20 protein-coding genes are annotated in these 20,252 nt (G+C 38.9%); 10 read left to right on the top strand and 10 right to left on the bottom strand.

All coding sequences use genetic code 11. From position 1 onward, the window contains the following. Positions 1 to 123: 123 nt before the first annotated feature. From truB to HCG49_RS06265, 4 genes are read right to left on the bottom strand one after another with little or no spacing between them, the layout of a single operon-like run. The gene (gene truB / locus HCG49_RS06280) at positions 124 to 819 is read right to left on the bottom strand and encodes a tRNA pseudouridine(55) synthase TruB (RefSeq protein WP_168468688.1); all 696 of its coding nucleotides are present in this window, start codon (positions 817 to 819) and stop codon (positions 124 to 126) included. Further along, positions 819 to 1,604, bottom strand: coding sequence for an undecaprenyl-diphosphate phosphatase (locus tag HCG49_RS06275; protein WP_168468687.1), 786 nt, complete (start codon positions 1,602 to 1,604; stop codon positions 819 to 821). Before HCG49_RS06275 ends, truB begins: the two co-directional genes overlap by 1 nt. 3 nt (positions 1,605 to 1,607) lie before the next feature. Beyond that, positions 1,608 to 1,874, bottom strand: coding sequence for a DUF3098 domain-containing protein (locus tag HCG49_RS06270; RefSeq protein WP_168468686.1), 267 nt, complete (start codon positions 1,872 to 1,874; stop codon positions 1,608 to 1,610). Between the two features lie 9 nt (positions 1,875 to 1,883). Continuing rightward, positions 1,884 to 2,762 (bottom strand): cell division protein FtsX, encoded by an 879-nt coding sequence (locus HCG49_RS06265; protein WP_168468685.1) that lies wholly within the window; start codon positions 2,760 to 2,762, stop codon positions 1,884 to 1,886. Between the two features lie 382 nt (positions 2,763 to 3,144). Between HCG49_RS06265 and HCG49_RS06260 the strand changes: the two genes are divergently transcribed. The 3 genes from HCG49_RS06260 to HCG49_RS06250 all read left to right on the top strand — a co-directional run bounded on the left by HCG49_RS06260 (position 3,145) and on the right by HCG49_RS06250 (position 7,327). Further along, positions 3,145 to 6,108: a leucine--tRNA ligase gene (locus HCG49_RS06260; RefSeq protein WP_168468684.1), complete on the top strand. Its 2,964-nt coding sequence runs from the start codon at positions 3,145 to 3,147 to the stop codon at positions 6,106 to 6,108. 127 nt (positions 6,109 to 6,235) lie between these two features. Continuing rightward, positions 6,236 to 6,490 (top strand): SemiSWEET family sugar transporter, encoded by a 255-nt coding sequence (locus HCG49_RS06255; RefSeq protein WP_168468683.1) that lies wholly within the window; start codon positions 6,236 to 6,238, stop codon positions 6,488 to 6,490. 141 nt (positions 6,491 to 6,631) lie between these two features. Beyond that, on the top strand, positions 6,632 to 7,327 hold the full coding sequence (locus HCG49_RS06250) for a zinc metallopeptidase (RefSeq protein WP_072765187.1): 696 nt from the start codon (positions 6,632 to 6,634) through the stop codon (positions 7,325 to 7,327). Positions 7,328 to 7,383: 56 nt separating this feature from the next. Here the strand turns inward: HCG49_RS06250 and HCG49_RS06245 are convergent, their stop codons facing one another. Continuing rightward, positions 7,384 to 7,854, bottom strand: a complete 471-nt coding sequence (locus HCG49_RS06245) for an Lrp/AsnC ligand binding domain-containing protein (protein ID WP_168468682.1) — start codon at positions 7,852 to 7,854, stop codon at positions 7,384 to 7,386. Positions 7,855 to 7,902: 48 nt separating this feature from the next. Continuing rightward, entirely contained in the window at positions 7,903 to 9,276 is a 1,374-nt protein-coding gene (locus HCG49_RS06240; protein WP_168468681.1) for a saccharopine dehydrogenase family protein, read from the bottom strand. A gap of 79 nt (positions 9,277 to 9,355) precedes the next feature. Here HCG49_RS06240 and HCG49_RS06235 point away from each other — a divergent pair, with 79 nt between their 5' ends. Together HCG49_RS06235 and pckA are read left to right on the top strand one after the other, a co-directional pair. After that, positions 9,356 to 9,748, top strand: a complete 393-nt coding sequence (locus HCG49_RS06235) for a DUF423 domain-containing protein (RefSeq protein WP_168468680.1) — start codon at positions 9,356 to 9,358, stop codon at positions 9,746 to 9,748. A 63-nt stretch (positions 9,749 to 9,811) separates the two neighbouring features. Next, on the top strand, positions 9,812 to 11,428 hold the full coding sequence (gene pckA / locus HCG49_RS06230; RefSeq protein ID WP_168468679.1) for a phosphoenolpyruvate carboxykinase (ATP): 1,617 nt from the start codon (positions 9,812 to 9,814) through the stop codon (positions 11,426 to 11,428). Positions 11,429 to 11,513: 85 nt separating this feature from the next. Here pckA and HCG49_RS06225 read toward each other — a convergent pair whose 3' ends face one another. Further along, a complete protein-coding gene (locus tag HCG49_RS06225) occupies positions 11,514 to 12,260 on the bottom strand; it encodes a uroporphyrinogen-III synthase (RefSeq protein WP_168468678.1) in 747 nt (248 codons plus the stop codon). A 5-nt stretch (positions 12,261 to 12,265) separates the two neighbouring features. Further along, complete coding sequence (locus HCG49_RS06220) at positions 12,266 to 12,922, bottom strand: DUF4271 domain-containing protein (protein WP_168468677.1); 657 nt, start codon at positions 12,920 to 12,922, stop codon at positions 12,266 to 12,268. A gap of 304 nt (positions 12,923 to 13,226) precedes the next feature. Here HCG49_RS06220 and HCG49_RS06215 point away from each other — a divergent pair, with 304 nt between their 5' ends. Genes HCG49_RS06215 through HCG49_RS06205 form a run of 3 tightly spaced genes read left to right on the top strand, consistent with a single transcriptional unit; the run spans position 13,227 to position 15,698 of the window. Beyond that, on the top strand, positions 13,227 to 13,955 hold the full coding sequence (locus HCG49_RS06215; protein ID WP_168468676.1) for a polyprenol monophosphomannose synthase: 729 nt from the start codon (positions 13,227 to 13,229) through the stop codon (positions 13,953 to 13,955). A 1-nt stretch (position 13,956) separates the two neighbouring features. After that, a complete protein-coding gene (locus HCG49_RS06210; protein WP_168468675.1) occupies positions 13,957 to 15,291 on the top strand; it encodes a dihydroorotase in 1,335 nt (444 codons plus the stop codon). Between the two features lie 2 nt (positions 15,292 to 15,293). After that, positions 15,294 to 15,698, top strand: a complete 405-nt coding sequence (locus HCG49_RS06205; protein ID WP_168468674.1) for a DUF4296 domain-containing protein — start codon at positions 15,294 to 15,296, stop codon at positions 15,696 to 15,698. Between the two features lie 17 nt (positions 15,699 to 15,715). On the opposite strand, the gene HCG49_RS06200 is transcribed toward HCG49_RS06205, so the two are convergent. Further along, positions 15,716 to 16,723, bottom strand: coding sequence for an NAD-dependent epimerase/dehydratase family protein (locus HCG49_RS06200; protein ID WP_168468673.1), 1,008 nt, complete (start codon positions 16,721 to 16,723; stop codon positions 15,716 to 15,718). A gap of 265 nt (positions 16,724 to 16,988) precedes the next feature. Here HCG49_RS06200 and tyrS point away from each other — a divergent pair, with 265 nt between their 5' ends. After that, a complete protein-coding gene (gene tyrS / locus HCG49_RS06195; protein WP_168468672.1) occupies positions 16,989 to 18,284 on the top strand; it encodes a tyrosine--tRNA ligase in 1,296 nt (431 codons plus the stop codon). Positions 18,285 to 18,376: 92 nt separating this feature from the next. Next, on the top strand, positions 18,377 to 18,907 hold the full coding sequence (locus HCG49_RS06190) for a hypothetical protein (protein WP_168468671.1): 531 nt from the start codon (positions 18,377 to 18,379) through the stop codon (positions 18,905 to 18,907). 351 nt (positions 18,908 to 19,258) lie between these two features. On the opposite strand, the gene HCG49_RS06185 is transcribed toward HCG49_RS06190, so the two are convergent. Beyond that, positions 19,259 to 19,774 (bottom strand): cupin domain-containing protein, encoded by a 516-nt coding sequence (locus HCG49_RS06185; RefSeq protein WP_240938643.1) that lies wholly within the window; start codon positions 19,772 to 19,774, stop codon positions 19,259 to 19,261. Positions 19,775 to 20,252 lie beyond the last annotated feature (478 nt).

Below are 20,252 nucleotides of genomic sequence, written 5' to 3'. Positions count from 1 at the left end.
AAAAAGGTAATTAAAAGAGAAAGTTGTTTCCTGTTTAATTTCATAGTATAATAACCATGTTAGGCCTAAAATATTATAAATTCCCGACGAACAGAAAGCTTGTCACTCCTAATTTCGAAAATTTTAGGCTTCTAACTGTAATAAATCTCGGAATTTTTCCGGACTAATAGCCTTATTTACGTTGTAGTCACCAATTTTGGTTCTTCTTAAGGCAGATAAATATGCGCCAGAGTCCAATGCTTTTCCAAAATCGAAGGCCAAAGACCTAATATAGGTGCCTTTGCTACAACATACTCTGAAATGTACTTCGGGAAAATTGATCCCGGTAATTTCAAATTCGGAAATATGGATTTTTCTCGTTTTTATCTCCACTTCTTTTCCTTCTCGGGCATATTCATAAAGTCGTTTCCCATCTTTTTTAAGGGCAGAAAAAACAGGAGGTTGTTGTTCAATTTCGCCAATGAAATCTGTCGTAGTGGCCTGTATGAGTGCTGGCGTAATATGAGAAAGGGGGAAACGTTCGTTTATTTCCGTTTCCATATCATAGGACGGGGTGGTAGCACCTAAGGTAATAGTACCGGTATATTCTTTTTCCTGTCCTTGTAATTCTGTGATCCTTTTGGTGAATTTGCCGGTGCAAATTAATAATAGTCCACTGGCCAATGGGTCTAAGGTGCCCGCATGGCCTATTTTGATTTTCTTTAGTTCAAATTTCTTCCTAATAGCCCATTTTAAGGAGTTTACCGCCTGAAAAGAGGACCAGCCCAAGGGTTTGTCTATTAATAACAGTTGTCCTTCTAAGAAATCTTCTTTTGTCATTAAATTACAGTTAGTGGTCGAACAAAATAATGGATGGCTATTATGGAGAGCCCTACTATAATTCGGTAGTATCCAAACATTTTAAAACCGTGTTTGCTCAAATAGCCAATAAAAGTTTTAATGGCCACTAGGGCTACTAAAAACCCAATAACATTACCAACGATCAATAAATTTATCTGCTCATCGGTAAGGGTAAAACCGGCATTGTAATAATCGAATATTTTCTTTAGGGTAGCCCCCAACATAGTAGGAAGGGCAAGGAAAAATGAAAATTCGGCCGCTGCAGTTCTAGATAGCTTTTGGGACATTCCCCCCACAATACTGGCACCACTCCTAGAAACACCTGGTATCATGGCCAAACATTGGAATAAACCTATTTTAAAAGCCGTGGCGTAGGAGATGTCAGTGTTCTCGGCATCGCCGAACCAATTGTCTACTTTTAAAAGGATAAAACCGCCCACTACCAAAGAAATAGCTACAGTAAGAGGGCTTTCCAATAAGGAGTCTATCACATCGCTTAAAAGAAGACCAAAAACTACCGCCGGAATAAAAGCCACCAAAAGTTTAAAATAAAAGTCCATGCTTTGAAAAAAGCGCTTAAAATAAAGGACCACTACCGATAAGATGGTACCCAATTGAATGACAATGGTAAATAATTTTGTAAACTCCTCCTGTGCGATGCCAAAAAAGGAAGAAACTATGATCATATGTCCTGTGGAAGAAACAGGTAAATACTCGGTGATGCCTTCTATAATGGCAAGAATAATTGCTTGAAATATGTCCAAAACTTAGTTTTTCTTAGTTGGGTTCAACAAAATGGCGTAAATCTCAATACCTAAACCCAATAGTACTAAAGTTGGTGCTAAACGAATTCTTCTGAAATTGTAAATTTCAGGATTAAAAATGTTGGGGTCATCACTACCGCCGCCACTCATTAAAACAAAGCCCAAAATAATAAAGGCCAAACCAAGAAACATAAACTGGTAATTTTTTTTCTGAAAAATAAATTCCCGAGGAGAGTTTTTCTGCTGGGTGTTGTGAAGATTTTTACTCATGCTGCAAATCTAATAATATAAATCGTCTGTTCTAAGGTTTAAAAAGCGTTGTGTGGCAAAAAAGGTGCTTATCAGGGAAATTAAAACCCCTAAAACAAAAATGCCTACAAAAAGGAGGATGAGAATTATAGGGTCTCCAAAAAGATCGAGCTCAGGGAAATATATGGTAACATAATATAATACCACCCCCATGGCTATTAAGGCCAAAACGGCTCCTAGGATGCCCAGCTTTACATTGGTCCATAAAAATGGCTTTCTGATAAAACTTTTGGTAGCCCCCACCATCTGCATGGTTTTTATAATAAAACGCTTGGAATAAATAGAAAGTCTAATAGAACTGTTGATCAGCAAGACAGCAATAAAAGTAAATATACCGCTCGCCACTAAAATCCAAAATCCAAGCCTTTTTACGTTTTCAGTCAATAGTGAAATTAAAGGCTTGTCGTAACTGACTTCCTCTATATAGGCTTTGGCAGATATTTCTTCGGCAATTTCTGTAATTTTTTCCGCAGAAACGAAATCGGCCTTTAGTTGTACGTCAATGGAATTTTTTAAAGGGTTGTGCCCTAAGAATTCAATAAAGTTTTCCCCTATTTCTGCACTGTGCTGTTCTGCGGCCTCTTCCTTAGAAACATAGGTCGCCTTTTTGGTGTAATCGGCCATGGCTAAGGATTTTTGTAGCTGCTCTACTTCAATTTCCTTGGCGTTGTCCTTTAAAAACACAGAAATGGTAATCTGCTCCTTAAAGTGATCGGCTAGTTTTTGGGTGTTCAATACCAATATCCCCAAGATACCTATTAAAAAAAGGACCAAGGCAATACTTAAAACCACTGAAAAATAAGAAGAAATAAGTTTTCTTTTCTGAAAACGTTCAAAAGATGTGCTCATAATTTGAAATCAATATGTAAAAATAGAAAAGTAAATTGAAATAAAAATGGGTTATGCTAGTTTCGTTCGATTAATCTTTATCGCTGTGGTTGTTTTGGGAGAAATCATAGAGGTATTCTCCAATAGTGAAGGCAGAAAAAGAACCTAGCTCATGCAGTTTTAGTATTTAGGGCGTTGCCTGTGATCCCCATAAATATAACAATTGACAAAAATTAACAGCCTTTGGGCCGTAGAAGTGGTACGAAAGTATCCATTTAGTGAAGCTCCTTTAGGGAAGTTCATAATATATTTTCCCTTTTTGGGGATTAAGCCTATTTTTGCCACTGCATGTGAAAAAGAATAAAGTGCCAACATTGCGGGGCATCTAAATACAATCAACAGAATGAATTACGATTTTAAAAAGATAGAAGATAAATGGCAGAAAGAATGGGCTCAAAAAGGCACGTTTAGGGCAGTTAATAATTCTGATAAGCCAAAATTTTATGTGTTGGATATGTTTCCCTACCCCTCAGGAGCGGGCTTGCACGTAGGGCATCCGTTAGGATATATTGCGAGTGATATCTATGCGCGTTATAAAAGACACAAAGGATTTAACGTATTGCACCCAATGGGATACGATTCTTTTGGATTGCCTGCAGAACAGTATGCCATACAAACAGGGCAACATCCGGCTCTTACTACCGAAACCAACATCAACAGGTATAGAGAACAATTAGACAAAATAGGGTTTTCATTCGATTGGAGCCGTGAGCTGCGTACGTCTAATACCGACTACTATAAATGGACGCAATGGATCTTTATTCAGCTCTTTAACTCATGGTATAACAAAGACGCCGATAAGGCAGAGGACATATCTTCTTTGATCGTTATTTTTGAAAATGAAGGAAATACCAAGGTCAATGCCGTTTGTGATGACGAGGTGGCGCCATTTACCGCAGATCAGTGGAATGGATTAGCCGCCAATGAAAAACAAGAAATTCTATTACAATATAGGCTTACTTATTTGGCAGAGACAGAAGTAAACTGGTGTCCTGTCCTAGGTACTGTTTTGGCCAATGACGAAATTGTCAATGGCGTTTCTGAACGTGGCGGACATCCCGTTGTCCGTAAGAAAATGACGCAGTGGAGCATGCGTATTTCTGCCTATGCCCAACGTTTATTGGATGATTTGGCAAAAGTCGATTGGCCACAGCCATTAAAAGATTCACAAACCAATTGGATTGGACGCTCTCAAGGGGCAGCGGTAACATTCCATACCCTTCCTGTAGGCTCAGAAGGGGAGTCTTATCCCATAGAGGTCTTTACAACCCGTCCTGATACAATCTTTGGGGTCAGTTTTATGACCTTGGCGCCAGAACATGAATTGGTTGCCAAAATTACGACTCCCGAACAAAAAGAAGCTGTTCAAGCCTATATAGAAGCTACGGCAAAGCGTTCTGAACGCGAAAGAATGGCCGATGTAAAAACTATTTCAGGGGTATTTACCGGTGCGTATGCTGAGCATCCCTTTACCAAAGAACCTATTCCTGTTTGGATAGGCGACTATGTATTGGCCGGTTATGGTACCGGAGCGGTAATGTCTGTGCCATGCGGAGATCAGCGTGATTATGATTTTGCCAAACATTTTAATATTCCAATCCCAAATATTTTTGAAGGGATCGATATTTCTGAAGCAGCCTATGCCGAAAAAGAAGGTGCTGTTATCGCAAATTCGGACTTCTTAAGCGGATTGCCCTATAAAAAAGCTACCAAATTGGCCATTTACGAGCTGGAAAAACTAGCACAAGGGCAAGGGAAGATCAATTATAGGCTTCGCGATGCAGTATTCAGCCGCCAAAGGTATTGGGGAGAGCCTTTCCCAGTATATTATGTAGACGGGATGCCACAAATGATAGATGCCAAATATTTGCCTATTGTTTTACCCGAAGTAGAAAAGTACCTGCCAACAGAAACAGGGGAGCCTCCTTTGGGGAATGCGAGCGTTTGGGCCTGGGATACGGAAACAAACGAGGTAGTAGCCAATGAAAAAATAAACAACAGCACCGTATTTCCATTAGAATTGAATACCATGCCAGGGTGGGCGGGAAGTAGTTTTTATTTTAACCGGTATATGGATGCTAACAATACGGAAGAGATATTCTCCAAAGAAGCCATTAATTATTGGCAAGACGTGGATCTATATATTGGAGGTAGTGAGCATGCTACCGGCCACTTGTTATACGCGCGTTTTTGGCAAAAGTTTTTGTTCGATAAAGGAATCGTTCCTAAAGACGAGTTTGCTAAAAAACTTATAAACCAGGGAATGATCACTGGTACGAGTGCCTTTGTTTATCGATGGGAATATGGACAAACCGATGAATCGCAACCTAGAGTTCCGGTTTTTGTCTCAAAAGCTATTATTGAGGATGCCGTAAAAAACGGGAAGAAATTAACCGATAATGCAGCGGTTAAAGCCATTGTTGCTGCTATTGGAACTGACAAGATCAGTGTTGCCGACACTACAGACTGGGCTCAATTTACACCTATCCATGCCGATGTCTCTTTTGTAAATGCTTCCGACGAATTAGATATTGAAGCTTTTAAAAACTGGAGGTCGGAATATGCAGAGGCTAAGTTTGCCATGGAAAACGACACCTATTTAGTAGGTAGAGAAGTAGAGAAAATGTCCAAATCTAAATACAATGTGGTGAGTCCAGATAGTATTTGTGAAGAGTACGGGGCAGATTCGTTGCGTTTATACGAAATGTTCTTAGGGCCCTTAGAGCAATCTAAGCCTTGGAATACTGCAGGTATCAGCGGGGTACATGGATTTTTAAAGAAAATGTGGCGCTTGTTCCACGGAGGAGCCGAAGGAGCCTTTAAGGTTACCGATGCCGAGCCTACGGCCGATAATTTAAAAACCTTGCACAAGACGATTAAAAAGGTTGAAGAAGATATAGAAAACTTCTCTTTTAATACCTCTGTGGCTACTTTTATGATTTGTGTGAATGAATTGGCCAGTCAAAAATGTGATAGCAGACAGATATTAGAACCTTTGGCCATTTTGGTATCGCCTTATGCGCCCCATATTGCCGAAGAACTTTGGAGTAAATTGGGATATTCAGAATCTATCGCAACGGTAGCTTTTCCTATATTCGACGGAAAGCATCTGGTAGAAAGCAGTAAGGAGTATCCTATTTCTTTCAATGGAAAAATGCGTTTCAAAATTCAATTGCCGGCAGACTTGTCCAAGGACGATATTGAAGCTGCTGTAATGGCCCACGAAAAGACCCAGGAGCAATTGCAAGGACGAACTCCAAAAAAGATTATTGTGGTGCCTGGTAAGATTGTCAACATTGTTGGCTAAGCAACTAATTATAAGCTTCGGCTACTTGCATCAGTAACTATGTGATTTTAGTGATATTCTTATAAATATTCATGTCAACAACCCCAATTAATCGTTGGGGTTGTTGTATATTATAACATAAAAAAGGATGCAATTTATAGAGATTATAGGTTTGGTGGCAGCCGTATGTACGACTTCTGCCTTTGTGCCACAAGTACTAAAAACCTGGAGAGATAAATCTACAAAGGATATTTCCTTGCCAATGTATTGCATTTTTCTCTGCGGTACTTTGCTTTGGCTTTATTACGGACTATTCCACGACAGTTTTCCCATAGTTATAGCCAATGCGGTTACCTCTTTGTTGGTATGTGTTATGCTTTTCTTAAAATTAAAATACAAATAAGGGAATTAGACATTTTGTCATTAATTTCGTTGGTTGGAATAGGGAAGACTGGCAAGTATTAAATTGGCGAGATTTTTGCTGATGTAGTACTGTAAAGTAGAACTTAAAAAGTTAAAAAAAAACAATTTAAAAGATATAATTATGATAATGTATTACGTATTGATTGGCGCTATTGCACTGGTTAGTTGGTTGGTAAGCAATAAACTGAAAAGTAAATTCAAGTATTATTCAGAAGTGCATTTGCGCAATGGGATGAGTGGGGCCGAAATTGCAGAAAAAATGTTGGCCGATCACGGTATAAGGGATGTTAGGGTAATATCTACACCTGGTCAGTTGACCGATCATTACAACCCGGTAGATAAAACCGTAAACTTAAGTGAAAGTGTATACAGTCAGCGGAACGCTTCGGCAGCGGCAGTGGCAGCACACGAATGTGGGCATGCCGTACAACATGCAACGGCCTACGAATGGTTAACCATGCGCTCTAAATTAGTGCCTGTAGTGAGTGTTACCTCTGGTATGTCTATGTGGGTGGTTTTTGGTGGACTTATGCTAGGAGCAGCCGCAGGGGTTGGATTCGGCTATTGGGTCGCCATAGCGGGTTTAATCATGATGGGATTCGCTACGCTGTTTAGTTTTATTACCCTACCGGTAGAATACGATGCTAGTAACAGAGCCTTGGCTTGGTTAAAAAATAAGAATATTGTAACCCCGGAAGAGTATAAAGGTTCTGAGGATGCCTTAAAATGGGCAGCACGTACCTATTTGGTGGCTGCAATTGGTTCCTTGGCTACTTTGGTGTACTGGGCAATGCAGGTTTTAGGAGGCAGAGATTAGCCTTAAGAAATGGTTTTATAATAAAAAAGACGCCTTTAATGGGCGTCTTTTTTAGTTTATATCGTAATCTGACGGTCTATTTGTTGGTCCAGAGAAATAAAGGTTTCTGTTCTGGACACACCTTCAATAGGCTGAATATCTCGGTTAAGAACCTGCATCAAATGTTCGTTGTCCCTACACAGTACTTTTATTAAAATAGACCAGTTCCCAGTAGTGTAATGACATTCTAACACCTCTGGGATTTTTTCCAATTCTTTTACCGCCACCGGATTGCTCATGGCCTTGTCCAAATAAATACCAATATAAGCCATGGTAGTATACCCCAGTACCTTAGGATTGATCACTAATTTTGCGCCCGATATTAATCCGGAGCTTTCTAGTTTTCGAAGTCTTTGGTGAATAGCGGCCCCCGAAATGCCAATCTTACGTGCTATTTCTAAGATGGGTTTTCGGGCTTCTGCCATAAGGTATCTCAGAATGTCCTTGTCAATTCCGTCAATTTTTATATTATCGTTATCCGATTTCATGTATTAGGTTTCAATATTACTGTAAATGTATCAAATAAATTATAGATGTTAACTAGCGACAAAATCGGGATTGTAGCCCAAATAGGGTGTGTGTTGCTCCTTAAATAGAATTCCGTGCGATTTTAATTCCTCCAAAATAGGTTGATAAACGGCTGGTGTTATAGGGATTTGAACTCCTGGGGTATTTATTTTTCGATTTAGGATCAATAGGGTGGCAATGGCTACAGGCAAGCCTACTGTTTTGGCCATGGCAGTATAAATACGGTCTTTTCCGGTAACAACCATATGGGCGTCTATCTGTTCTTTTTTACCGTTTAGTTCGTAGCCAAACTTATGGTACATGACAATCATGTCCTTGTCTTCTTCTCTTAAGGTCCAACTGTTTTCTAAAATCTCTTGTAATATCTGGGCAGGAGAGGCATTTGACAAGGTTATTTTCTTATTCCTATCAAATAAATCCAACTCCATCAGTTTTTCCCACATAATATCGTCCTGATCTATTTTTAGATAATGACGCATTTTCAGTTCTACGGAATCGGTGGGGGAGTAAGGCAGAAATAGATTGACAAAACTACGGTAAGACATTCCCTTTGAGTTTTCTATGGTGTAGCTGTCATCGGTCATTCCCAACTGTACGAATATATTCCAAGCCTTGGAAAACCCAATTTTTCGAATGGTTCCCCTATATAAGGTCAGGGCATTGTCTAAACCATATACCTCTCTGTATTTTAAAGAATCCCTATTGGCATACGCTTCAAACTTACCGTAACCTTCCACATTTAAAAATTCCGTTCTTCTAAAGAGCTTGTGATATGGGATATATTTATAGGTGCCTTCCTGCAAAAATTTTGCGGTTCCCCCTTGCCCGGCAACCACTACATTTCTTGGATTCCAGGTGAATTTATAATTCCATAGGTTGTTGTCGCTCTCAGGGGCCACTAAGCCTCCGGTAAAAGATTCGAATAAAAGTACTTTTCCGCCTTTTTCACGTATAGAATCCAATACCTGCATAGCACTCATGTGGTCTATTCCAGGGTCTAAGCCAATCTCATTCATAAAAACGAGCCCTTTTTCCTTTACCTCCTTGTCCAGAGCCTTTAATTCATCGCTCACATAGGAAGCGGTAACCAAATGCTTGCCCAATGCTAGACAGTCTTTGGCCAATATGATGTGGAAATGCGCTGGAACCATAGATACTACAATGTCGGCCGTCGCAATGGCTGCTTTCCGGTCTTCATCATTAAATATATCGAGCTTTAATGTCTGGCATGCAGGATGGGATGTAAAGGTATCGGGTAGTAAATCTGGGCGTAAATCGCCTATGATGAGCTGTAGTTTTTCTGATTGGGCTTTGCTTAATAGGTAGTCTATTAAATAGGAAGTAGATTTTCCGGCGCCAATAACTAATATTTTTCGGGTCATTTGTTGCGTAACTTTTTAGATTAAACGGTTACTAAGGTATCAAATTGTTATATTTGTCGTGTAATTGAGTCAATAAGTTATGAACAAAACAATTTTAATCACTGCTGTGATATTTGGATGTACTGCTATTATTTTAGGTGCTTTTGGGGCTCATGGGTTAGAGAAATTGGTCGATCCCAAGGCTTTGGCGACTTTTGAAACTGGCGTTAAATACCAAATGTACCATGCGTTGTTTTTATTGGTGTTAGGAAGTTTTAATGTGTTAGCGGAAGAACAAAAAGGACTGATCTATTATTTTGTAACGGTAGGAGTAGTGTTATTTTCCTTTTCTATCTATCTCTTGGCAACGAATAGTCTTACGGGCTTTGACTTTAAAACCATTGCACTACTGACTCCCCTAGGAGGAAGCTTATTGATCGTCGGTTGGATAATCCTCGGTTTTAGGCTATTTAGTCGGAAACAATTGAGATAAAACGAATTAATAGGCCCTCAATTTATATTTTGTATAATTTTACTAAAAACTAAACTCTATATTATGAATTCATCAACTTCATCAGCGAAATCGATTTCGTTAGCCGAATATGGTATCGATAGTAAACTGATCCACTATCAATTATCACCATCGAAATTGCACGATATGTCCGTTGAAAGAGGGATGGGACAAACCTCTTCTACTGGAGCCCTTGCTATAAATACCGGCGAGTTTACTGGGCGTTCGCCTATGGATAGGTTTATTGTAAAAGATGAAATTACCCAGGACAAGGTGTGGTGGGGAAAGGTCAATATCCCCTTCGAAAGCGATAAGTTCGATGCCCTTTACGACAAGGTGATACAATATCTTAATGAAAAGGAAATATTTGTCAGGGATTGTTTTGCCTGCGCCGATAAAGACTATAGGTTAAACATTAGGGTGATCAACGAGTATCCTTGGTCCAATATGTTTGCCTATAATATGTTTTTAAGACCAACAGAAGATGAGTTGCTGAATTTTGATCCGGAATGGACGGTGATCAATGCTCCGGGTTTTATGGCCAATGCCGAAGAGGACGGTACCAGACAACACAATTTTGCAATTTTGAATTTTACCCGAAAAATCGCCTTGATAGGAGGTACCGGATATACCGGGGAAATTAAGAAAGGTATTTTTTCGGCTCTTAATTTTATTCTACCAGTATATAAAGACACCCTTCCTATGCACTGCTCTGCAAATGTGGGCGAAAAAGGCGATACAGCCATATTTTTTGGCTTATCGGGAACGGGAAAAACTACCTTGTCGGCCGATTCGAGTCGAAAACTTATTGGAGATGACGAACATGGTTGGACGAAAGAGAATACGGTGTTTAATTTCGAAGGAGGCTGTTATGCTAAGGTAATTAACCTTTGTAAAGAGAACGAACCCGAGATATTTGGTGCTATTAAAAAAGGTGCCCTTTTAGAAAATGTAATTTTAAACGCCCAAGGGGAAGTTGATTACAGTGACGTGTCCATAACCCAGAATACAAGGGTTAGTTATCCCATCTATAATATAGAAAACATACAGGAACCTTCCATAGGAAAGAATCCTAAGAATATCTTCTTTTTAACGGCCGATGCTTTTGGCGTGTTGCCTCCCATTTCTAAATTAACCCCCAGCCAGGCCGCCTACCATTTTATTTCGGGCTATACCGCAAAAGTGGCAGGAACAGAGGCAGGGGTGGTAGAGCCTGTGCCATCATTCTCTGCTTGTTTTGGGGCACCGTTTATGCCATTGCATCCAACGAAATACGCCGAAATGCTAAGTGCAAAAATGAAGGAGTCTGGCGTAAACGTATGGTTGGTCAATACTGGCTGGACAGGTGGTCCCTATGGCGTAGGTACCCGTATGAAATTAAAATATACCAGGGCCATGATTAATGCCGTCCTAAATGGGGATTTAGGATTGTATTGTTACGATAAATATCATATTCATTCCGTATTTGGTACAGCCCAACCTAGGGAATGCCCCGGAGTGCCTACTAGTGTTTTAAGCCCAAGGGCAACCTGGAACAATGATGAGGCCTATTATAAGACAGCCTTTAAATTAACGAATGCCTTCCGAGAAAATTTTAAAAAATTTGAAGCGTATGCCAATGAAGAAATAAGACGTGGCGGACCTCAACGATATGGCTTCTAAAGCAAAACCCCCGAGGCTGGCCTCGGGGGTTTGTTTTAACTGATTGTGAAGTGTTAAGCCTTGAATGGCCTTGTGTCTTCGTGTTTTATTTTTTGTTGACGGAAGTAATGTACCGTTGTAACGCCATGGTCATAGAAGGTGTCTCCGGTGTTGGCGCTTGTATGTCTATTCGCAATCCAGCATCATTGGCCGCTTTTACGGTAGAATTTCCAAATACGGCAATCCTAGTGTCGTTTTGTTTAAAGTCCGGAAAGTTCTTTAATAAAGACTCTATTCCAGAAGGACTAAAGAAAACAAGGACATCATAATATACATCCCTTAAATCCGATAGATCGCTGATTACGGTTTTATAGAATATTCCCCTTGTCCAATTAAGGCCAAGATTATCCATAGTTTCGGGTACGATAGGCTTAAGTACATCGGAAGAAGGCAATAAGTACTTTTCGTCCTTATACTTTTTTAATAGTACACTCAAGTCAATAAAATTCATCTTACCAACATAAATTTTACGCTTTCTGTATACTACATATTTTTGTAAGTAGTATGCTACGGCTTCGGACTGACAAAAGTACTTTAAAGTATCTGGAACTTTAAATCTCATTTCTTCTGCAATTCTAAAAAAATGGTCCACTGCATTCCTACTGGTTAGGATGATCGCGGTATAATTTTTTAGATCTATCTTTTGTGCCCTTACTGTTTTAGCATCTACCCCTTCCACATGGATAAAAGGTCTAAAATCTACCTTTATTTTCTCTTTATCAATAAGTTTTGAATAAGGCGAATTTTCCATCTTAGGCTCCGGCTGAGAAACCAAAATTGTTTTTACTTTCATAGGCATCAGTCTTTTAAACAACCCCAAATTATCAATAAAGGAGCTATTTCAAGAGCGCAAAGGTACAAAATAAAATACACAAAATTACTAGCTATAAACTTTTGATGATTTCTTAAGGCCGTAATCCACCCCATTATATGGATCAATAAAATCAAAATAAAACTTATAATGAGGATTGTTTTGGACTGTTTATATACGAAATTGAGCAATAAATTGGCCAGTAACATCAAGAGGCCACTGTAATTTAAATAAGTTAATTTTTTAAAAATAATTTCAGAAATAATACTCTTTGAATTAAAGATAAAACCATTAGATATTTGTAAGAAAATTTTTGAAGTCAAAAATAGCAGCAGTGCCATCAATATAAAACCGTAGACCTTAAATTCATGCGCTCCGAAGGGATCGTAGTAAATATGATAGGCAAAATAAATGAACAGGGAGAAATTCAGGATCTGAAATAGACTAAGAAAAAGGTTGAACCCACTAAATATCTTGTCTTTTTTACTGTATAAAAAAATATATTTATTGTTGAACGGCAAAATAATAAAATTCATAAACCGTGAATAAAAAGAACTCTTTGCCAAGATCATAAAAACGATACTGGTAAAGATTACCACTGTAATCCAGTCTATTGAGTAGGGCGTTCTTAATATGGGTTCCATGAATACAGGTTTTTAATTTTCTTGAGGCCCTAAAATTAAACTATTCCTTTAGTATAATCCTAAAATAAGTATTGGCTTCCATTTTTAACGGGGCAAAAGTTATAAAAAAAGTAGCCCTATTAGCGGTAATACGGCCATATAGGTAGAGGTAAGTTATAATAAAGAGCAGAACAAACACCGAAGGATTTTTAGGCTATACCTTATAAGAATCTTGGCGAGACACTTTTTAAATTAAGCATAAAACCATCCTGATGTTTCGCTACAGATTTTAAAATACTATTTTTGCTTAAATTGCAATATATAGATGGCAGATAGTTTGGTCATTATACCTACATTCAACGAGATTGAAAACATAGAACTTATTATTCGTGCTGTTTTTGGGTTGAAGAAGAAATTTCATATCCTGATCGTCGACGATAATTCTCCCGATGGTACTGCCGAAGCTGTAAAAAAAATGCAGCAATTTTTTGGAGACCGCTTATTTTTGGAAGTGCGACAAGAAAAATTTGGCTTGGGAACCGCCTATATTCATGGGTTTAAATGGGCCATAGAACGAAAATACGAGTATATTTTTGAAATGGATGCCGATTTCTCCCATGATCCAAAAGACTTAATTCAGCTGTATAACTGCTGTAAAAAAGGAGCAGACGTAGCGGTAGGGTCGCGGTATAAGAAAGGAATAAATGTAGTAAATTGGCCCTTACATAGAATATTACTGTCCTATGGGGCCTCTTTTTATGTAAGATTAATAACAGGAATGAAAATATACGATCCTACAGCTGGATTTGTGTGCTATAAACGAAAGGTACTAGAAACAATAAGACTCGATTCTATTAGATTTATCGGGTATGCCTTTCAGATAGAAATGAAATTTAGGGCCTATCTTCAGAAGTATACCTTAGAAGAGGTGCCTATTATTTTTACGGATAGGATAAGAGGAAAATCAAAAATGAGCATTTCTATTATTGGAGAAGCCGTATTTGGCGTCATACAAATGAAAATTAGAAGTGTATTTCAAAAAAGGAAATTTTAATATGGGCAAAATACTTATAAAGAACGCTAAGGTTGTTAATGAGAATAGAATATTCGAAAGTGATATTTTATTGGAGGATGGCATAATACTGAAAATTGATAATCAAATTTCAGATGACTTGGCAAAAGTGATCGATGTTAGCGGCAAGTATGTCCTTCCTGGGGTCATAGACGATCAGGTACACTTTAGGGAACCAGGGCTTACACACAAGGGAAATATCGCCTCAGAGAGCAGGGCCGCGGTAGCCGGTGGGATTACAACTTATATGGAACAACCCAATACCAATCCGCAAACCACCACCATTAAGGCACTAGAAGAAAAATTTGCCTTGGCCAAAAATACTTCCTTTGCCAATTATTCATTTTTATTCGGTGGTACAAACGACAATTTAGAAGAACTAAAAAGATTGGATAAAAATGCCTGTTCGGGGGTGAAACTCTTTTTGGGGTCTTCCACAGGAAATATGTTGGTCGATAATGAGGAAGTTATCGAGAAAATATTTAGAAATACGGAGATGGTCATTTCTGCCCATTGCGAGGACGAAACAACTATTAAAAATAATTTGGCAGCCTATAAGGAACAATATGGCGATGATATTCCTGTAAAATACCATCCGCTGATCAGAAGCGCCGAAGCTTGTTACCTGTCCTCTTCAAGAGCCATTGCCCTTGCCGAAAAAACAGGAGCCAGATTTCATGTTTTTCACCTGTCAACAGGGATAGAAACCAAATTGTTCAGGAACGATATTCCGCTAGAAGAAAAGAAAATTACCGCAGAAGTTTGTTTACATCACCTGTGGTTCTCCGAGGAGGATTACGAATCTAAGGGGAATTTCATCAAATGGAATCCCGCGGTTAAAACCGCTGCAGACAGACAACAGTTATGGGAAGCATTGCTAGACGATCGTATAGATGTAGTTGCGACCGATCACGCCCCACATACTTTGGAAGAAAAGAACAATGTATATACCTCGGCCCCTTCTGGTGGCCCATTGGTACAACATGCCCTTCCCGCTATGTTGGAAAACTATCATTCAGGGAAAATTTCCTTGGAAAAGATCGTAGAGAAAATGTGCCACAATCCGTCAAAATTGTTCCAAATAGAAAAACGTGGCTTTATTCGTGAAGGTTATTTTGCCGATTTGGTAGTGGTAGACCTTCAGGAAGCATGGACAGTTTCCAAAGCTAATATCGCTTACAAATGTGGCTGGTCTCCTTTTGAAGGGAATACCTTTAAATCTAAGATAACCCATACCTTTGTAAACGGTCATTTGGCTTATGAAAACGGTCGTTTTTCAGAAGAAAGAAATGCCAAAAGACTCACCTTTAATAGATAGTCATGAAAAAATATCTTGTAGCATTTAGTATGGTTTTTATGCTTTCCTGTGGCCAAAAAAAGGTTATTGAGAAACCAGAGAACCTTATTCCCGAGAAAGAAATGAGTGACATCCTTTACGATGTGGCCATATTAAATGCTGCCAAGGCTATTAATACTTCTATTTTACAAGAACATGAAATAGACCCAATGGCCTATATCTATGCCAAATATGAAATAGATAGCCTACAATTTGTGAAAAGTGATGCCTATTACGCTTCGGTGCCCGTGGTATATGAAAATATTTATACGTCCGTAGAAAATAGACTCGTGGAAGCGCAAAAGGTCATTGACGATGAAAAATTAAAAAAGAAGGAGGAAGATTCTAAAAAATCTAAGGAAAGCTTAAAAAAGGCAACCAATAAATAAAGACTGTTTTTTCGTATCTAAGCTTGTTCCTCCAAAAATTTTTCACAAGAAAATTTAATGGTTTCCGTTAAAGGTTCAAAAGAGAAATCTAGTTGCTCCTTTGCCTTGTCATTATTATAAAGCTGGTGCTTTCTAAGAGAATTTACCTTGTTTTTACTAAGCTTACGGCCTTTTTGCGTCAAGAGCGATCGCAACCAATCTAAACGCCATAGGATTTCCAATTGCCATAATGCAATCTTTTTGGTAGGGCCTGGTTTCATGAGTCCCTTACTTATCTTATCCAAGATTTCCTTGTAACTGGCATTTTCTGCCACGGCAATAAAGCGCTGGTTGGTTATGGAAGAATTCATCAATTGCACCATAAGACGTACCACGTCCTGTATCCCTACAAAGCCAGTCCCTCCAGGAGGATAATATTTTTGGCCCTTATAAGCAGTCTTAAAAAACTGGCCGCTGCCGCTATTCCAATAGCCTGGGCCTAAAATTACGCCCGGATTTACGATGACTACAGGGATGTTCTCTTGAGAACCACGCCAGACCTCTAATTCCGCATCCATTTTTGTTAAAGCATAGACACTGGCATTTTGGTCGTGCCAATCTGTTTCTTCATGAGCGCTTTGGTGGTTCGGAGTTTTGCCAATGGTAGCAATGCTGCTTACATAACACAGTTTTTTTACATTGTTGGCAATGCATAAATTAACAATGTTCTTGGTGCCCTCATGGTTTACCTTTTTTAGTAACTCGTAATCCTTGGGGTCAAAAGAAATTAAGGCCGCACAATGGTATACCCTGGAAACCTTTTCAAAAGCAAGCTCCAAAGCCGGAATGTCGCTCAATTCTGCCTCGATCCATTGAATTTGTTTAAACAGTATATGGGCATTTGGGGTGTAATACCCGAAGATCTTTTCGACGCCTTTTAGGTCGCTTGTTTTTCTATGGATTGCTTTAACCGTAGCACCAGATTGCACTAATTGCAAAAGAAGATGTGCTCCTACTAAACCGGTACCTCCTGTAACTAAAATCATGGCCCAAATTTACTTAATTGGATGGATAAAATAGCCCTTGAGCGGACTTATTGTCACTTAGCTCAAAATTCTAATTAAAAGAACCAAAACCTACTCCTTTATGCAAAGCTGTTCCCAGGGGTGTAGGAACCAATCCAAAGATTGCTTTTTTAGCATTTATAAACCGAAAAAAGAAATACCTGCAGGGAGATCGCTGGGTTTCATCAGGCTAAAGCGTAGTTTTTCTTTTATATTTGCAGTTATTATTGAAAATAATATAATTAGGATGACTTCAAATTTTGTAGAAGAGTTGACTTGGAGAGGCATGTTGCACGATGCAATGCCCGGTACCGAAGAACATTTATTAAGTGGTATGCAATCTGCGTATGTAGGGATAGACCCTACGGCAGACTCCTTGCATATAGGCCATTTGGTAGGGGTAATGATGTTGCGTCATTTTCAATTGGCAGGTCATAAACCTTATGCTTTAATTGGAGGGGCAACAGGAATGATCGGTGATCCTTCTGGGAAATCTACAGAAAGAAATTTATTGGATGAGCCTACCTTGCGCCATAACCAAGAAGCTATAAAAAATCAATTATCCCGTTTTTTAGATTTTAACAGTGATAAGGATAACAAAGCCATACTGGTCAATAATTACGACTGGATGAAGGATTTCTCCTTTTTAGAGTTTATTAGGGATGTTGGAAAGCACATTACGGTCAACTATATGATGGCCAAAGATTCCGTAAAGAAAAGATTAACGGCCGAAGCCAAGGAAGGGATGTCTTTTACAGAGTTTACTTATCAGCTGGTACAAGGATACGACTTTTTACACCTATATAGAACCCATAACTGTACCCTACAAATGGGAGGTAGCGACCAATGGGGGAATATTACGACCGGAACAGAATTGATCCGTAGAATAGGCGGCGGAAAAGGATATGCCCTTACTTGTCCCCTAATTACAAAGGCCGATGGTACTAAATTTGGGAAATCTGAAGGAGGAAACATCTGGTTGGATGCCGAGAGAACCTCACCTTATAAGTTTTACCAATATTGGCTGAATACTTCCGATGAAGATGCAGAAAAATATATAAAAATATTTACCTTTTTAACGAGAGAAGAAATAGAAGGATTGGTAAAAGAGCATCATGAAGCCCCACATTTAAGAGTTCTTCAAAAACGTTTGGCAGATGAAGTAACCCGTATGGTACATTCGCAAGAAGAATTGGACAACGCTATAAAAGCAAGTAACATTCTCTTCGGAAAATCTACTTCGGAAGACTTGAAAAAACTGAACGAAAAAACCTTTTTAGATATCTTTGAAGGAGTGCCACAAGCAGAAATAGCTAGGGAAGAGGTAGAAAACGGCCTGGATATGATAGGTGCTTTGGCTGCAAAGACAAACTTCTTGGGGTCTAATGGAGAGGCTCGAAGAGAATTAAAACAAAACTCCATTTCCGTGAATAAGGAAAAGGTAAAGGAAGATTACAGTATTACCGCATCGGATCTTATCAATGATAAGTTTGTTTTATTGCAGCGCGGTAAAAAGAACTATTTTGTGTTGGTGGTATCCTAAGGGCCATTAGATAAATATAGAAAGTGTATTTTTAAGTAATAAAGATCGTAAGTTTTTAGGATATAGGGCTTCGGTCAAAATTTAAATAGTATATGAAGAAGTGTTTGTTATTATTGAGTTTGATTGCTGTTTTTAGTGGTTGCGATAAATTGGATGAGCTCACCAAGTTTGAAATGGATTTCAATCAAACTGTAGTGATTCCCTCGAGCACACGAACTAGTTTGCCTTTTGATATTTATACGCCAGAAAAAGAAACTAACTCAGAATCGGAGTTTGCCGTAAACGATACTCGAAAAGATCTTATAGAGGAAATTGTCCTGAGGAGCTTAACGATGAAAGTAACGGAGCCATCCGGGGCGGACTTTAGTTTTTTAGAATCTATAGAGGTGTATATTTCTGCCGACGATTTGCCAGAAATTAAGATGGCTTGGAACGAAGCTGTTTCCGAAAACGCAGCCGGGGAATTAGAACTGAATACTTCTAACGAAGACCTTAAAGAATATATTAAAAAGGACACCTATACCCTAAGGCTTAAAACGGTTACCGATGAGGTGCTGACTTCCGATCATAAAATAGAGGTAAAATCGGTTTTCTTCGTAGATGCTAAAATTTTAGGCCTATAAAAAAAAACTCGCTTGGGCCAATACCTACAGAGCAATATTATACATCCTCCTAATTTTTTAGGAGGATGTTTTTTTTAAAATGGTTTCCTCGGACATAAGAGGTGTATACGTCCCCGGTTAGCGTTGCCCCGTCCTAGACATTTTTTATGGCTAATGGTTAATTGTTCACAGTTTATGGTAAATGCTTTGGGCGTTCCCTCCTTCGTCGGTCGGGCTCTTGGCTATATCCCTTGCCCTGCTGCGGGGATGCCGCCGCGATCCCTAACGCAGAATATTATTTAATTGAAACCATCATTCCATGGATGCATATAGATAGGGATTATTAGATCAGCTTGGCCATTTTTGACAAGATCAAACAAACGAAATTCCAAATTTACCACAGATGGCAGCAACCTTTTCTAAATCTGGTGGGCCCGGAGGTAATTGCCCCAATTCTTCGAACATATGTTCAATGCCAGAAGGAAAAACACTTAATATTACCCGAGCCTTAGTGGTGCCAATGACCTTCCATGAATGGGGAACATTCCTAGGACCAAAGGCTAAATCACCCGCTTTTAATACCGTGGTATTTCCACCAACGGTAAGTTCTAATTCTCCTTCTAAAACTTTAAATATTTCGTCCTCATTGGTGTGTACATGAAGCGGTATCATAACACCTGGCTCGTTGTGTTCTTCAATAAGCGTAAATTGATTGTTAGTGTCCTTTCCGGTTAGTTTAAAGGTCATTTCATCGCCAATAACATTGACCTTGGTGCCTTCATCATTGCGAATGATCTTTGGCTCCAAGTCAGTAGGATTAGGAAGGGCCGTTGTCTTTCTTCTAACGCCCTTGGCCAATAATGTTGTGCCTAGAGTACATGTACTCATTAGGATAGTTGATTTTAGGAAAGTTGATCTTTTCATATCGAACTGATTTAATTAATAGAAAAATAATTCAGAAAGTAGGCCAAAGCAGCCTAGGTCCAATTATGGCCGTTGCAGGGGGTGGGCAACTTCTTGATAAGTTTTTTTAGGGGAAGTTTGCTCCTACACAAAATACTTGATGCATTCAGGAGCAAAAAAAACTTTTTTAAAATAATCTGGTATAAAGTAATGAATTGAGGGAAATGATGGGTAACCTTTTTATAATTGACAGCTAATTGCTTATCAATGGTAGAAAAGGATGTAAAACAAGTAGTGTATAGCTGATTTTTAATAGCGATAATTCATTCACAAGCTTGCACTACCAGAAGATAACTTTAGCCGACCACGACTTGTGGCATATCCCATTTAAAAGTCATGTTTTAGATGACTCCTAATGATTGCTTCAAGGAAGTATCGCTATTCACGGTAGTGAAAGCTTAAT

Origin of the sequence: Arenibacter sp. 6A1 (genome assembly GCF_012272855.1) — a bacterium.
GTDB lineage: Bacteria > Bacteroidota > Bacteroidia > Flavobacteriales > Flavobacteriaceae > Arenibacter.
Note: the sequence above shows the minus strand (reverse complement) of the source record. Positions and strands in the feature narration are given on the sequence as shown.